Here is a 14336-nt window from a genome sequence, read left to right on the forward strand (position 1 = left end):
TGTTATTGATAACCTGCTATTGACAATAAAATTAATCAAATAGCGATAAAAACAAACACAACAACGCAATTATTATAAAGGAAACAATCATGCAAACCGTCTCTCCTCACGAGGCCGGATCGCGTTTATCTGTGATCCAACGTGTTCGCGCCTTGGGGCCGGGCATTATGATGGCCGCTGCCGCCGTGGGTGGTTCTCATCTGGTTGCCTCAACCAAAGCCGGTGCCATTTATGGTTGGCAATTGGCCGCATTAATCCTGCTGGTAAATCTCTTTAAATACCCTTTTTTCCGCGCAGGCGTGCAATACACCGCAGGAACCGGCGAAACCTTAGTAGAGGGCTATGCCCGCCTCGGCCGCGGATATCTGTGGCTTTTTATCGTGCTCAGCGCGGTATCCGGCGTGATCAATACAGCCGCACTGACTTTATTTAGCGCCAGTCTGCTGAGCTATTTTGTGCCGTTTGATCTCTCCCTGACCGCCCTTTCCATCATTATTGTAATGACTTGTTTGGTCATTCTAATTGCTGGCCATTACAAGGCGCTGGATTGGCTCTCTAAAGTGATTATGGCAACGCTCACCTGTGCCACCTTGGTTGCGGTGACTGTGGCAATCGGCAACCCTGTCGCGGTTGAGCCTAATTTTCAGGCTCCGTCCATTTGGTCAATCACGGCGATTGGCTTTATCGTGGTCACCATGGGTTGGATGCCCGCCCCGATTGAAATTTCTAGCATCACCTCGGTGTGGCTAAAGCGCAAAGCGCAATCTGAGCCCATCAATGCTAAAGCGGCGCTGTTTGATTTTAACGTCGGCTATATCGGCACCGCTGCATTGGCAATTGTGTTTCTATCACTCGGTGCCCTGCTGTTGCATGGCAGTGGGGTTGAATTAAAGCAATCGGGGATTGGCTTCTCGCATCAATTGGTTGGCCTGTATGCCGCCACGATTGGTGAATGGTCCCGCTATTTGATCGCGGTGGTCGCCTTTTTCTGTATCTTCGGCAGCACCATTACCGTGATCGACGGGTATGCGCGGGTCGTGTCTGAATCGCAGCGCTTATTGCGTCGCCAGCCACAAGCCTCGCCACAGGTCAATCAAGGCTGGATGTTAATCACGGCCGTATTAGCGCTCGGTATTGTCGCGTTTTGGACCGGTGCATTACTAACCATGCTCGATTTCGCCATGATTGCTGCATTCGTGACCACGCCGTTCTTTGCATTACTCAACTATATTTTGGTGACCAAACACCGCTTACCGCCTGAAGTGACCATGAGTAAGTCGATGCGCGCCCTGGCGATCGTGGGTCTGATGTATTTATTCGGCTTTTTAGCAGTATTTATCTGGTGGAAGTGGTTGATGTAACAAAGTTTACCTTGTTCACGCTTGAAGGGCTGGGTTAACATCCTTTTACAACTTCACCATCGGCGTTGAGCACGGATAAGGTATTATTTGCTTTATAAAAGCCAGTCATGGTTTAGGTTAAGGACGTGGGTAGCTTGAAAAAGTGAACGACTGCCCACATAACTGTCGTATTAAGAAATGGATTGTTAACCCAACCGGGAGAACGTTATGAACGATCGTATCGTTTCGCACAGCCAGTCACAGCAGAGTGCGTTATCTACTAACAAAGTGCTACGTAATACGTATGCGCTGCTATCGATGACACTGATCACCAGTGCTATCGCGGCCTTTATCGCTATCGCTGTCGGCATCGGCCCAATGATGTCGCTAGGTATGACCCTAGGTGCGTTGGCGATCGTGTTCTTTGTGCTACCTCGCACTATGAACTCCTCCGCGGGTATCGTGTGGACCTTCGTGTTCACCGGCCTTCTGGGCGCCTCGTTAGGCCCAACACTGACCTATTACCTGAGCCTGTCGAGTGGCCCAGGGATTGTGATGCAGGCGCTTGCTACCACAGGTATGGTATTCCTTGGCCTGTCGGCTTACGCCATCACATCGAAGAAAGACTTCTCTTTCATGGGCGGTTTCTTGGTCGCCGGTGTGATCGCGCTATTAGTCGCCATGGTCGCGAACATCTTCCTACAGATCCCAGCGCTGAGCTTGGCGATCAGCACCATCGCGGTACTGATTTTCTCAGCCTTTATTCTGTATGACACCAGCAACATCATTAACGGCGGCGAGACCAACTACATCCGCGCCACCGTGTCGCTGTATTTGAACATCTTCAACATCTTCGTTCACCTGCTGAGCATTCTTGGCATCATGAACGACGACTAAGTGCCACGCAAAAATTGTGTATGCACTACCAAAGCCGGCTATTGCCGGCTTTTTTTATGGCGATACGCACAAGCGTGATGAAGAAACCTGTCCGTAATAAACGTCAGTTGCACTCATTCCAGTCGCTCGCTATGCTTTGCAGCCTTATCAACGGCGAGAACATCCGCTGGGATGACGAACAAAGGCAAGACTATGTTGGTGTATGAAGGTGAAACCGTTGCAACGGATGCGCAAGGGTATTTAAAAAACGTAGACGATTGGCACGAAGCGCTGGTTCCCTTGTTGGCTGAGCAAGAAGGCATTGCACTGACCGAGGCCCACTGGGAAGTGATCCACTTTGTCCGCCATTTTTACCAAGAATACAACACCTCACCGGCGGTGCGTTTATTGGTAAAATCGATGGAAAAAGAGTACGGTCCGGAGAAAGGTAACAGCAAATACCTGTTTAAGCTCTTTCCGAAAGGCCCGGCCAAACAAGCGACCAAATTGGCAGGCCTCCCCAAACCCGCCAAATGTTTGTAACTAAGCCGCTTTAAAGACCGTCCTATGACCTACTGAATGGCAAACCCATCCACGGAACGCCATTCAGTATCTTCGTGTTTAACGTGATTCACACTCGCGGTGGGCGGCCCTTGATCTAACCACGCAATAAGAGCATCAACCGACTCTTCGCGGCCACATGCCAACACCTCAACGCGTCCATCTGGCAAGTTCTTCGCGTACCCAGTCAAAGACAGCTTTAATGCCTCGTGCGCGGTGTGATAACGAAAGCCAACGCCCTGAACGTGACCTGTGACATAGGCCTTGACGCATTTTTGAGACATCGGTCACCTCCACTGTATTTCCATTGCATAATGACATCTGTATAACGCTACATGAGACAGTCGTTTGACAGGATTACGTCATGAAAGAAGTAGCGTTTCGATGGATTGATAAATACCTCATCCACCTTCGGCTCCAAGAAAAATTTTACCTTATCTTTTTCCTTCCCCTCCTCGCAATGATAGTGATAGCGCTGACACTCGATGCAGCGTCGGACACGCGAGTGGCAACCAACATGCAAGCGGAAGGCCAAGCCATTCAAGCCCTTGTGGCGAAATACGATTTGCCGGCGCAAGAAGTACGCACGGTGCTACAAAACCAGCAAAGCGGGTTTACGCTTACGCCGTCGGGACAGCTTGACTATCAAGCCGATGGCACCTTGTTCACCTACCTTGGCACGCTCGATTGGAGCTTGCTCCTTGGCATGGTGGTGGTGATTGCGCTGTTGACCTATTACATCATGACCTTTATCGGCGGCGCGATGTACACCATGAATCAAGCTCTCTTAAAGCTAGCAGATGGGGAACTCAGCTACCGAATGAACTTCTTCCCAGTGCGAGATGAGTTCAGCCAGATCGCGATTACCATCGACAAAGTGCTTGAGCGTGAGCAAAACATGGTGAAAGCCATTCAGCAAAGCGCAGAGATGATGGATAGCTTGTCGTCGAGCCTGCAGCAGCGCAGCGACGAAAGTGAATCACTGGGTGAAAGCCAACGTCAGTATCTTGATTCACTCGCCAGTGCCACCGAAGAAATGGCGGGGTCGATTCGTGAAGTGGCGAGCCACGCTACCGATACATCTACCCAGACCCAAGAGGCCACCGAGGCAGCTCAGCAAGGGCGTCAACAAGTGCAGCAAACCATGGCGGCGATTAACGCGCTGGCCAGTGAAATTGCTCAAGCTGCTGATAAGGTGACCGAGTTGAATCAAAATGCTGAGCAAATTGGCAGCGTGGTGACCACCATCAACGCCATCAGCGAGCAGACCAACTTATTGGCCCTGAATGCGGCGATCGAGGCTGCCCGTGCGGGCGAGCAAGGGCGTGGCTTTGCGGTAGTCGCCGATGAGGTGCGCACCTTGGCAAGTCGCACTCAAGAGTCCACGGTCGATATTCAAACCATGATTGAGTCGCTGCAAACGCATACCACTGAATTGCGTCGCGTTATGGAGGGCACAGTCGAAAATGCGTCTGCCAGCGAAGCTGCGGTGCAAGAGATTGATGCCGAGATCAGCCAAATCGCCGCCCGTAGCAGCACGATCTCTGATCGCAGTACCGAAATTGCAGCCGCCGCCGAGCAGCAAGGCAACGTGGCGAGCACGATTTCACAAGATGTGGAACAAGTGCGCAGCCAGTCCACGCAAGTCGCACAAATGCTGCGAGATTCTGCTACCGAAGTCAGTGAACTTGGCACGCAAGCGCAGCAATTGAAAACCTTGGTGGCAGGGCTTCGCACCTAAACCTCTTGGTTCACCGCCCGCATGCTTCCTATTACGCGCCCGACTCTGGGCGCGTTTTTATTGCAATGACACCAGCCTTGCTCGACAATACCCGCCCTTTTTTGCTTTATCCGCAAGTCACGTCATGATGCAGGTGCCTTACTCAGCATTTTGACGTGTTTTGCACCACCAAATTGTTAGGAACGTCCATGACTGCCACTGTGTATCTCGCCAAAGGCCGCGATAAATCCATCAAACGCCGCCATCCTTGGATTTTCTCGCGCGGCATTGCCCGTATCGAAGGGAAACCTGCTTTGGGTGACACGGTCACTGTTTGTGATCATCAAGGTGAGTTTTTAGGGCTAGGCGCCTATTCACCCCAATCCCAAATTCGAGTTCGCATGTGGTGCTTTGAAAAAAACCCCATCGACAGTGACTTTTTCCTAGCCCGTATCCGCGCGGCAAAACCGCTGCGTACCATGCTCGCTGAGCGTGATGGGCTCACTGGTTATCGACTATTGGCCGCTGAGTCTGATGGCGTCCCCGGCATCACCGTCGACAAGTACGATAACTACTTGGTGTGCCAATTGCTTAGCGCCGGCGCGGATGCTCAGCGTGATAACCTCGTCACCGCCCTGCGCACCGAGTTTCCAGAGTGCCATATCTACGAGCGTTCCGACGTTGCGATTCGTAAAAAAGAAGGCCTTAAACCGCGCACCGGCGTTTTACACGGTGAGGAGCCACCTGCGTCCGTCATCATCGAGGAAAACGGCGTGGCGATTGAAGTCGATATTGCCAATGGCCACAAAACCGGTTTTTATCTCGACCAACGGGATAGCCGCGAACAAGCGGTGAAATACATGGATGGCAAACGGGTCTTAAATTGCTTTTGCTACACTGGCGGTTTTGGTTTGTATGCGCAAAAAGGCAATGCTAAGCAGGTCACTAATGTGGATGTCTCACAGCCCGCGCTCGACAAAGCGAAAGCCAATGCGGCGAGAAACGGCTTTGATCTCACCCGTGCTGAGTTTGTGAATGCCGATGTGTTCAAGCTGCTGCGCACTTATCGCGAACAAGGCGAACGCTTTGATGTGATTGTGATGGATCCGCCTAAATTTGCAGAGTCCAAATCTCAACTGACCGGCGCATGTCGCGGCTACAAAGATATTAATATGCTCGCTATGCAGCTTCTTAATCCGGGCGGTGTGCTGCTCAGCTATTCGTGCTCGGGCTTAATGGATGCGGGCCTGTTCCAAAAGATACTGGCAGACGCGGCATTAGATGCAGGTAAAAATGTGCAGTTTATTGAGCGCTTTGCACAAGCGGCAGATCATCCCACTCACAGTGCATATCCAGAAGGTTTTTACCTCAAAGGCTTTGCGTGTTTGGTGCAATAACACACGGTCTTTAACTGGTGTGCGGACGGGTGCAAAGCGCGTCCGTACTTCTGGACACATCTGTCTGATGAATCTACGTTTAAGTAAGTAGCGACCCGACAGGAGTGTTCAGATGCTAAGCCCCATTAAGCCCAACGACGAAGCTCAACGCCTCAAAAAATTACAAGACACTGGCGTGCTTGATACCGAAGACGAAGAGCGCTTTGATCGCATCACTCGCTTAGCTAAACGCCTTTTCGATGTCCCCATCGCCCTCGTCAGCCTCATTGACGATGATCGCCAGTGGTTTAAATCCTGCTTTGGCCTTAACGTACGCCAAACGCCACGCGATATCTCTTTTTGTGGTCATGCTATTTTGGGCGATCAACCCTTTGTGGTGAAAGACGCCAGTCTCGATCCACGCTTCGCTGATAATCCCCTCGTTGCGGGCGAGCCACATATTCGCTTTTATGCTGGATACCCGCTCTCGCTTGGCGACGGGAGTAACATGGGCACCCTGTGTGTGATTGATGATAAGCCGCGCCGTTTTAGCGATGAAGATCTGCGCTTTTTGAAGGATTTGGCCCTGCTCGCCGAGAGTGAGCTCTCCTCAGCGCAAACCGCATATACTGATGATCTCACGGGAATATCTAATCGACGCGGCTTTATGCAGCTAGCCAGTCGCGCCGTACAGCACTGTCAGCGCATGAATTCGCCGTATTCACTCGCGTTTATCGATTTAAACGATTTTAAAATCATCAATGATACTTATGGTCATTCCGAAGGGGATATCGCCCTTCGTCATATGGCTAATCTGCTGCGCGCCAACATGCGCGAATCCGATGTGTTTGCGCGGTTTGGTGGCGATGAGTTTGTGGTGTTTCTCTCCGGTGCTGGGCGTGAAGCCGCCGAGCAAGCACTCGACCGTTTTTCCGGTGTTGTGGAGCGGTTTAATCAAATCAATCGCCACACCTACCCTATCTCATTCAGTTATGGCGTGGCGACCAGTTCCATGTCGACGCCGCGCAGCTTGGATGATCTACTGGATGAAGCAGACACCAAGATGTACCAGCAAAAAAAAGCCAAGGTGTAAGCCAAAAAGCGGGGTGTCCTACCCCGCTTTCGGTTAATGCCCGTGCGAATACCAGCCTATCCCTCTTAGGAAGAAGACAGCGCCGCTGCAATGGTCTCCAAACTGCTCGGATCGTCAATCGTCGAGGGGACTTGGTAAGATTCGCCATCCGCCATCTGACGAATAATACGACGCAAGATTTTACCTGAGCGTGTTTTAGGCAACTTCTCCACGATAACCGCGTGTTTAAAGCAAGCGATCGCGCCAATTTGATCCCGCACACGCTGCACCAATTCCCGTTCTATCTCGCCACCCATAGAGACAAAGCCATCTTTCAACACCACTAAGCCGAGCGGCAATTGGCCTTTGAGCTCATCGTGCATGCCCACCACCGCACACTCGGCGACCGCGTCATGGCTGCCTAATACCTCTTCCATTTCGCCAGTCGATAAACGGTGCCCCGCGACGTTAATCACATCGTCAATCCGTCCCATCACAAACACATAGCCATCTTCATCCATGTAGCCACCATCACCGGAGACATAGTAACCGGGGAATTGGCTAAGATAGCCAGACTCAAAGCGATCGTGGTTGCGCCACACCGTCGGCAGGCAGCTAGGCGGCAGAGGACGCTTCACGGCAATGTATCCTTGCTGGTTTGGTGCGGCAATCTCGCCCATTTCATTGAGAATACACACCTGATAGCCAGGACTTGGCATGGTTGCCGAGCCGGGCTTGGTCGCAAAGCAGGTTAACCCTAATGGATTGCCTGCAATCGCCCAGCCAGTTTCGGTTTGCCACCAGTGATCAACCACGGGTCTCTGGGTCTTTTCTTCCACCCACTCCAATGTCGGTGGATCAAGCCGTTCACCTGCCATAAACACCGTGCGTAACGATGTCATCGGATAGCGCGCAAGGTGCTCACCGTTTGGGTCTTGCTTTTTAATCGCCCGAAAGGCGGTAGGCGCCGAGAATAAGATGCTGACGTTATACTCATCACACACGCGCCAAAACGCTCCCGCATCCGGTGTACCGACTGGCTTGCCTTCAAACATCACCGTAGTGCAGCCGTGTAGCAAAGGGGCATAGACAATATACGAATGCCCTACCACCCAGCCGACATCCGATGCGGCCCAAAACACTTCGCCGGGTTTGACGTTATAAATCACGCTCATGCTGTACTTCATCGCCACCGCGTGGCCGCCATTGTCACGCACTACGCCTTTGGGTTTGCCCGTGGTGCCGGAGGTATAAAGGATATATAAAGGATCGGTGGCATTGACGGGCACTGGCGCCGCAGGCGTCGCTTCAGCTAATAATGCCGCCCAGTCAGCATCACGCGGATTATCTAAATTGGCACGACACATGGCACGCTGATAGACCACCACATGGTCGGGTTTGTAACGACTGTCCATGATGGCTTGATCAACCATCGGCTTATAAGCCAAGGTTTTCGCGCCCTCGATGCCGCATGAGGCGGTGAGCACCACTTTGGGCTCCGCGTCTTCAATCCGTACCGCCAGCTCATTCGGGGCAAAGCCACCAAAGACTACCGAGTGGATCGCCCCAAGCCGTGCGCAAGCGAGCATGGCCACGGTCGCTTCTGGGATCATGGGCATATAAATCACCACGCGGTCCCCCTTTTCAACCCCTAGCCCTGCCAGCATGCCCGCAACTTTCGCCACGTAGTCACGTAAAGCCGCATAGGTATAGGTGGTTTTTTTGTTGGTAACCGGTGAGTCGTAAATAAGTGCAGTTTGTTCGCCCCGACCTTGTTCAACATGCGCATCGAGTGCCATATAGGCAGTGTTCATGGTGCCATCGGCAAACCAGCGCTCAATGCCATTATCGTCTTTGCTAAGAATGGTTTGTGGAAAGGTAAACCAATCGAGCTGCTTGGCCTGTGCCTGCCAAAATCCCTCGGGGTCACGACTGGCCCAATCCGCATGGTGTTGGTAACTTGCTTCTTGCATAAGCGGCTCCTTATCGCCCACCCTTGGCAGGCGATACGTTTGCAGGCAATGGATTCATTCCGCGTGCTTAGTTAATCACAAACAGCGACATAAATTCGTGCACCGGGGTTTTCTCCAGCGCGGCCTGGTCGCTACACAAGGCAGCGATTTTTTCACTCTGTGCGCGCGGGAAACGGGTCGCCAAGTTGGTGCGGAATTTTTGCTCCAGCACGGGGATCCCTTCTTCGCGACGGCGGCGGTGACCAATTGGGTATTCCACCGCGACTTGTTCAGTACTGCTGCCATCGGTAAAGAAAATTTGGATCGCATTGGCAATCGAGCGCTTGTCAGCTTCAAGGTATTCCGCGCTATAACGCGAGTCTTCTTTGATCACCATTTTTTGCCGTAGCGCATCAATACGCGGGTCGGCGTGATGGAAGGCGTCTTCGTAGTGCTCGGCCACTAGATTGCCGTATAGCAGCGGTACTGCCACCATATATTGCAGGCAGTGGTCACGGTCAGCCGGGTTAGCCAACTCCCCTTCTTTGGAAATGATGCGAATGGCCGATTCATGGGTGGTGATTTCAATACGTTCAATCTCATCCACCCGGTCTTTCACCTGTGAATGCAAGGTCACCGCCGCCTCTACCGCCGTTTGAGCATGAAACTCCGCTGGGAAGGAAATCTTGAACAATACGTTTTCCATTACGTAGCTGGCAAAGTCTTGTTTGACACTAAAAGCGTTGCCGTTAAACAGCACATCGTAATAGCCCCACTTAGGTGCGCTGAGCACCGACGGCAAGCCCATCTCGCCTTTCATGGTGATCATCGCCAACCGCACCGCGCGGGAGGTGGCATCGCCCGCCGCCCACGATTTGCGTGAACCGGCGTTTGGCGCATGGCGGTAGGTGCGCAGCGCACAGCCATCCACCCAAGCTTGTGAGACGGCATCAATGATCTGATCGCGATTACCGCCCAACATTTTGGTAACCACAGCCGTTGATGCCACACGCACCAATAAAACGTGATCGAGCCCAACACGGTTAAAGCTATTCTCAAGGGCGAGCACGCCTTGGATCTCATGCGCTTTGATCATCGCAGTCAATACATCGCGCATGGTAAGCGGCGGTTTACCTTCGGCCACGGCCACACGACTTAAGTAATCGGCGGTGGCCAAAATTCCACCTAGGTTATCGGACGGATGGCCCCACTCGGCGGCGAGCCAAGTATCGTTAAAATCGAGCCAGCGAATAATACAGCCGATGTTAAACGCGGCAGTGACCGGATCAAGCTCGTGGGAAGTGCCCGGCACACGCGCCCCGTGGCGTACTGTGGTGCCCGGCACCAGTGGGCCCAGGTGTTTAGTACATTCAGGGAAACGTAGCGCCAGCAAGCCGCAGCCAAGGGTATCCATCAAACAGTTACGGGCGGTGTTGTAGGCTTCTGCCGAGGCAATCGGCGTGCTATCGACATAGTCAGCAATTTGTACCAATAAGGCATCGGGGTCGGGGCGCTGGTTCAGTTCTACGTTGTTGCTCATGGTCAATTCCTTCTGTGATTTCAATCGGGTAAATGCGCGCTGATTAAGAGCGCTGATCGATAGGTAGCCAATCTTGGTGTTCAGGGCCGTCGTAATCGGCACTTGGTCGAATAATGCGGTTATTAGCGCGCTGCTCAAACACATGCGCCGCCCAGCCCGTTACTCGGCTCATCACAAAAATCGGAGTAAACAATTTGGTTGGGATCCCCATAAAGTGATAGGCCGATGCGTGATAAAAATCGGCATTGGGGAACAAGCCTTTCTCGCGCTTCATCACTTGTTCGACCCGCTCAGACACGTCGTACAGCCAAGCGTCTGGCGCGTTTTGCGCTAGCTGTTTCGACCAATGTTTGATAAGCGCATTGCGGGGGTCTGATTCACGGTAAATTGCATGACCAAAGCCCATCACCTTGTCTTTATTGGCGAGCATTTGCATTAATCCTGCTTCGGCTTCGTCAGGTGTGCGCCATTGTTCTAGCATCGCCATCGCCGCTTCATTGGCACCGCCATGCAATGGGCCGCGTAAGCTGCCGATGGCCGCGGTAATGCAAGAGTGCAAATCGGACAAGGTGGACGCACACACACGCGCAGTAAAGGTCGAGGCATTGAACTCATGCTCGGCATACAGCACCAGCGAACAATGCATCACAGATTCATGCAGTGGCGACGGCGTTTCATCAGTGAGCATTTTGAGGAAGTAACCGCCAATGCTTTTCACCTCCGGCTGATAGGTATCGACTCGTACACCATCATGCGAATAGCGATACCAATAGCAGATAATGGCCGGCAACATCGCCAACAGGGTATCGGTTTTATCCGCTTGCTCACTAAAGTCGGTTTCTTGATCCAAGTTACCCAGCATCGAGCAACCAGTACGCATCACATCCATGGGGTGCGCATTGGCAGGAATTCGCTCCAGCACGGCTTTTAAGGCGTCAGGTAACCCCCGCTTGCCGACCAAGGTTTCTGTGTAGTCAGCCAGCGCTTGGCGATTGGGGAGTTGGCCTTTGAGTAGCAGGTAAGCCACTTCCTCAAATTGGGCGTGATTGGCTAAATCGGTAATGTCATAACCGCGATAGGTTAATCCAGTGCCGGTTTGCCCCACCGTACACAAGGCGGTGGTGCCGGCACTTTGGCCGCGAAGGCCCGCGCCGGAGAGTGATTTATCTTTGGGTGCGACGGCGACATTTGTCATGATTGGCTCCTTTCCTTTGATGCCATCAGATTCAACCGCTGCATGAATCCGTGAACGTGGCGATAATTCCAGTGGTGTAACCGACGTTTTCACACCGAGAGTGTGCGTCTGTGATCACTCTTTTCCAAATAGGCGATCCAATTGCTGTTCGTAGGCGTGATACCCCAAGAAGTCATAGAGCGCATCACGGGTTTGCATGGTGTCTACCACGTTTTTCTGGTGGCCATCATCCAGCAAGTGTTGATACACATTGAGGGCGGCTTGGTTCATGGCACGAAATGCAGAGAGCGGATACAGCACCATGCTGACCCCGACGCCCGCCAACTCTTGGCTGGTAAACAGTGGGGTTTGACCAAACTCGGTGATATTCGCCAGCACCGGCACCTTTACTTGCTCGACAAAGGCTTGGTACTGCTCGAGTGTTTGCATGGCTTCGGGGAAAATCATGTCCGCCCCTGCTTCTACGTACGCTCTAGCGCGGGCGACGGCACTGTCCATGCCTTCCACCGCCAAGGCGTCGGTGCGCGCCATGATCACAAACTCAGGATCGGTCCGCGCATCCACCGCGGCTTTAATGCGGTCGACCATTTCAGCTTGGCTGACAATTTCTTTGTTGGGACGATGACCGCAGCGCTTTTGCGCCACTTGATCTTCCATATGTACCGCACCTGCACCGGCCCGCTCCATTTCGCGAATGGTGCGAGCAATATTGAGCGCGCCGCCAAAGCCGGTATCTATATCCACCAGTAAGGGCACGTCGGTTGCTGCGGTGATCCGGCGGACATCTTCCAACACGTCGTTGAGAGTCGTGATCCCCAAATCCGGTAAGCCATAAGAGGCATTGGCAATTCCACCTCCTGACAGATAAATGGCTTGATGCCCCACTCGCTCTGCCATCATGGCGCAATAGGGGTTAATCGTACCGACGACTTGCAGCGGAATATTGTTGCGTACCGCTTGGCGAAAACGTGCACCTGCACTCATAGCATTCTCCTTGTAAATTAGTGACTTAGCGGGACTCACCACCGCACTATTTTTAATTCGTCAGTTGCTATTCAATCAGCAATTTGTTGCTCAATCAGTTGGCGACTGCGCTGAATATGTCGACGCATCAGCATTTCGGCCAACTCGGCATCGCGCTCGCGAATTGCCGCTAAAATTTGCATGTGCTCTTGCAGCGCCTGCTTAGGGCGAGAATGCGCCCGCGGCGATTGAAACCGGTACATCCGCAGCAAGTGGTACAACTCACCACACAACAGGTTGATCAGTTTCTGGTTATGACTGGCTTTGATGATGCAATAATGAAAATCAAAATCGCCTTGTTGGTGAAAGTAGGCCGCCCCGTCCACCCGTTCGATATAGGCATGGTGGGTGTCGAGCACTGCACTTAACTGCTCAATTTCCTCATCGGTGATGTGCGCGCAAGCCAGTCTTGCGGCCATACCTTCTAACGCTTCTCGCACCGCATAAATCTCAGCCAGTTGACGATGCGTGAGAGTCACTACCCTTGCCCCCACATGTGGCACACGCTCTACCAATCCCAGGGCTTCGACCCGCATCATGGCCTCGCGCAGTGGCCCTCGACTGACGCCAAATGCAGCAGCCAATCCCGCTTCCGATACCTTAGTGCCCGCTGGATAAGTGCCGGTGACAATCGCCTCGATAAGTTGCTCGGTTAGGCTGGCTGACTTGGYGGGCTCACGTGGCTCAGCAGGCAACGATTGCGCGTTCTGCGCGAGAAATTGGTCATTTGTCGACAATAAAGACATAAATACCGCCTAAAAACTTCAATATAGCCAGAATAGAACAATATTGTAGACAATGTAGATTAGACTTTGGTCTGTAGCGGCGCCTTTTTATCGTGATCAAAACCACAACGTAAATGATAATGTACGCATTGGATTGTTATTCACTTGTTATCAAACGGGCGTTTGACTCGACCTATTGCGAGAGCGGCGTATGGTAGTGCGGTCGTTTTAATAGGGATAGAACGCAAATATGGATAGAAATCATTCCAAGCGTGAAAACGCACTCGCGCTGCTTATCGGCAGTAGTTTGGTATCACTCGGCATCTTCTTTTTCAACCAAGTAGGGTTATTGACCGGCGGCACCGCTGGATTAGCGCTGTTTTTACAGCGAGTCACTGACTTCAGTTTTGGTGAGCTTTTCTTCGTGATCAACCTGCCTTTTTATTGGCTCGCCTACACCCAAATGGGGAAACGCTTTACCTTAAGTACCTTGGTTGCGGTCAGCATCGTCTCATTTTGCGCCGATCATTTAACCGCTGTGCTCACCATCAACACCATTCATCCTGTTTATGCCGCGCTATTTGGCGGCGGGCTAATCGGCATGGGCATGCTGGTGATGTTCCGCCATCAATGCAGTTTGGGCGGATTTAACACCTTAGCGCTGTTTTTGCAGCAGCGGTTTGGTATCCGCGCGGGAAAAGTGCAAATGGCGCTGGATTGCTCGATTGTGATCTTATCACTGCTGGTGGTCGAGCCTTGGCTCATTGGCTTATCGGTCGCTGCCGCAATCACGACCAATCTCGTCCTTGCCATGAACCATAAACCCGGACGCTACCAAGTTCAGCCGCCCCAAGCCGTATAGCGGGCGTGAATGACACGGAAAACATACATAAGCATAGATAGAGGCGGCCTTCCGCCTCTTTTTTCAATCACTTCCTCTACAACACCTTGTCCCC

Annotated in this window: 13 protein-coding genes; 7 read left to right on the plus strand and 6 right to left on the minus strand. The window is 52.4% G+C overall.

Annotated elements, in window-relative coordinates; genetic code table 11:
* Positions 1–89 precede the first annotated feature (89 nt).
* The 3 genes from BZG82_RS10540 (at position 90) to BZG82_RS10550 (ending at position 2759) form a co-directional block, all read left to right on the plus strand.
* On the plus strand, positions 90–1361 hold the full coding sequence (locus tag BZG82_RS10540; RefSeq protein ID WP_077678209.1) for an NRAMP family divalent metal transporter: 1272 nt from the start codon (positions 90–92) through the stop codon (positions 1359–1361).
* Between the two features lie 207 nt (positions 1362–1568).
* A complete protein-coding gene (locus BZG82_RS10545; protein WP_069588355.1) occupies positions 1569–2237 on the plus strand; it encodes a Bax inhibitor-1/YccA family protein in 669 nt (222 codons plus the stop codon).
* A gap of 192 nt (positions 2238–2429) precedes the next feature.
* Positions 2430–2759, plus strand: coding sequence for a TusE/DsrC/DsvC family sulfur relay protein (locus BZG82_RS10550; protein ID WP_069588353.1), 330 nt, complete (start codon positions 2430–2432; stop codon positions 2757–2759).
* A 29-nt stretch (positions 2760–2788) separates the two neighbouring features.
* On the opposite strand, the gene yccX is transcribed toward BZG82_RS10550, so the two are convergent.
* Positions 2789–3061, minus strand: coding sequence for an acylphosphatase (gene yccX, locus BZG82_RS10555; protein WP_077480235.1), 273 nt, complete (start codon positions 3059–3061; stop codon positions 2789–2791).
* Between the two features lie 80 nt (positions 3062–3141).
* Here yccX and BZG82_RS10560 point away from each other — a divergent pair, with 80 nt between their 5' ends.
* The 3 genes from BZG82_RS10560 (at position 3142) to BZG82_RS10570 (ending at position 6966) form a co-directional block, all read left to right on the plus strand.
* A complete protein-coding gene (locus tag BZG82_RS10560) occupies positions 3142–4518 on the plus strand; it encodes a methyl-accepting chemotaxis protein (RefSeq protein ID WP_077480236.1) in 1377 nt (458 codons plus the stop codon).
* Between the two features lie 188 nt (positions 4519–4706).
* Positions 4707–5894, plus strand: a complete 1188-nt coding sequence (locus tag BZG82_RS10565) for a class I SAM-dependent methyltransferase (RefSeq protein ID WP_077765812.1) — start codon at positions 4707–4709, stop codon at positions 5892–5894.
* Between the two features lie 112 nt (positions 5895–6006).
* Positions 6007–6966: a sensor domain-containing diguanylate cyclase gene (locus BZG82_RS10570; protein WP_077480238.1), complete on the plus strand. Its 960-nt coding sequence runs from the start codon at positions 6007–6009 to the stop codon at positions 6964–6966.
* Positions 6967–7031: 65 nt separating this feature from the next.
* Here the strand turns inward: BZG82_RS10570 and BZG82_RS10575 are convergent, their stop codons facing one another.
* The 5 genes from BZG82_RS10575 to BZG82_RS10595 all read right to left on the minus strand — a co-directional run bounded on the left by BZG82_RS10575 (position 7032) and on the right by BZG82_RS10595 (position 13401).
* Entirely contained in the window at positions 7032–8939 is a 1908-nt protein-coding gene (locus BZG82_RS10575) for a propionyl-CoA synthetase (protein WP_274532435.1), read from the minus strand.
* Between the two features lie 46 nt (positions 8940–8985).
* A complete protein-coding gene (locus BZG82_RS10580) occupies positions 8986–10437 on the minus strand; it encodes a bifunctional 2-methylcitrate dehydratase/aconitate hydratase (protein ID WP_077480240.1) in 1452 nt (483 codons plus the stop codon).
* Between the two features lie 43 nt (positions 10438–10480).
* Entirely contained in the window at positions 10481–11632 is a 1152-nt protein-coding gene (prpC, locus tag BZG82_RS10585) for a bifunctional 2-methylcitrate synthase/citrate synthase (protein ID WP_077640357.1), read from the minus strand.
* A gap of 114 nt (positions 11633–11746) precedes the next feature.
* Positions 11747–12616 (minus strand): methylisocitrate lyase, encoded by an 870-nt coding sequence (gene prpB / locus BZG82_RS10590; protein WP_046073371.1) that lies wholly within the window; start codon positions 12614–12616, stop codon positions 11747–11749.
* A gap of 71 nt (positions 12617–12687) precedes the next feature.
* Entirely contained in the window at positions 12688–13401 is a 714-nt protein-coding gene (locus BZG82_RS10595; RefSeq protein ID WP_077765813.1) for a GntR family transcriptional regulator, read from the minus strand.
* Between the two features lie 229 nt (positions 13402–13630).
* On the opposite strand from BZG82_RS10595, the gene BZG82_RS10600 reads away from it, so the two are divergent.
* On the plus strand, positions 13631–14242 hold the full coding sequence (locus BZG82_RS10600) for a YitT family protein (protein ID WP_077480243.1): 612 nt from the start codon (positions 13631–13633) through the stop codon (positions 14240–14242).
* Positions 14243–14336 lie beyond the last annotated feature (94 nt).

The organism is Salinivibrio sp. PR5 (assembly GCF_001996085.1).
GTDB classification, from domain to species: domain Bacteria; phylum Pseudomonadota; class Gammaproteobacteria; order Enterobacterales; family Vibrionaceae; genus Salinivibrio; species Salinivibrio proteolyticus.

Coding starts and splice junctions, on each gene's coding strand:
- BZG82_RS10540 (WP_077678209.1), top strand. CDS start 90: ATGCAAACCGTCTCTCCTCACGAGGCCGGATCGCGTTTATCTGTGATC.
- BZG82_RS10545 (WP_069588355.1), top strand. CDS start 1,569: ATGAACGATCGTATCGTTTCGCACAGCCAGTCACAGCAGAGTGCGTTA.
- BZG82_RS10550 (WP_069588353.1), top strand. CDS start 2,430: ATGTTGGTGTATGAAGGTGAAACCGTTGCAACGGATGCGCAAGGGTAT.
- yccX (WP_077480235.1), bottom strand. CDS start 3,061: ATGTCTCAAAAATGCGTCAAGGCCTATGTCACAGGTCACGTTCAGGGC.
- BZG82_RS10560 (WP_077480236.1), top strand. CDS start 3,142: ATGAAAGAAGTAGCGTTTCGATGGATTGATAAATACCTCATCCACCTT.
- BZG82_RS10565 (WP_077765812.1), top strand. CDS start 4,707: ATGACTGCCACTGTGTATCTCGCCAAAGGCCGCGATAAATCCATCAAA.
- BZG82_RS10570 (WP_077480238.1), top strand. CDS start 6,007: ATGCTAAGCCCCATTAAGCCCAACGACGAAGCTCAACGCCTCAAAAAA.
- BZG82_RS10580 (WP_077480240.1), bottom strand. CDS start 10,437: ATGAGCAACAACGTAGAACTGAACCAGCGCCCCGACCCCGATGCCTTA.
- prpC (WP_077640357.1), bottom strand. CDS start 11,632: ATGACAAATGTCGCCGTCGCACCCAAAGATAAATCACTCTCCGGCGCG.
- prpB (WP_046073371.1), bottom strand. CDS start 12,616: ATGAGTGCAGGTGCACGTTTTCGCCAAGCGGTACGCAACAATATTCCG.
- BZG82_RS10600 (WP_077480243.1), top strand. CDS start 13,631: ATGGATAGAAATCATTCCAAGCGTGAAAACGCACTCGCGCTGCTTATC.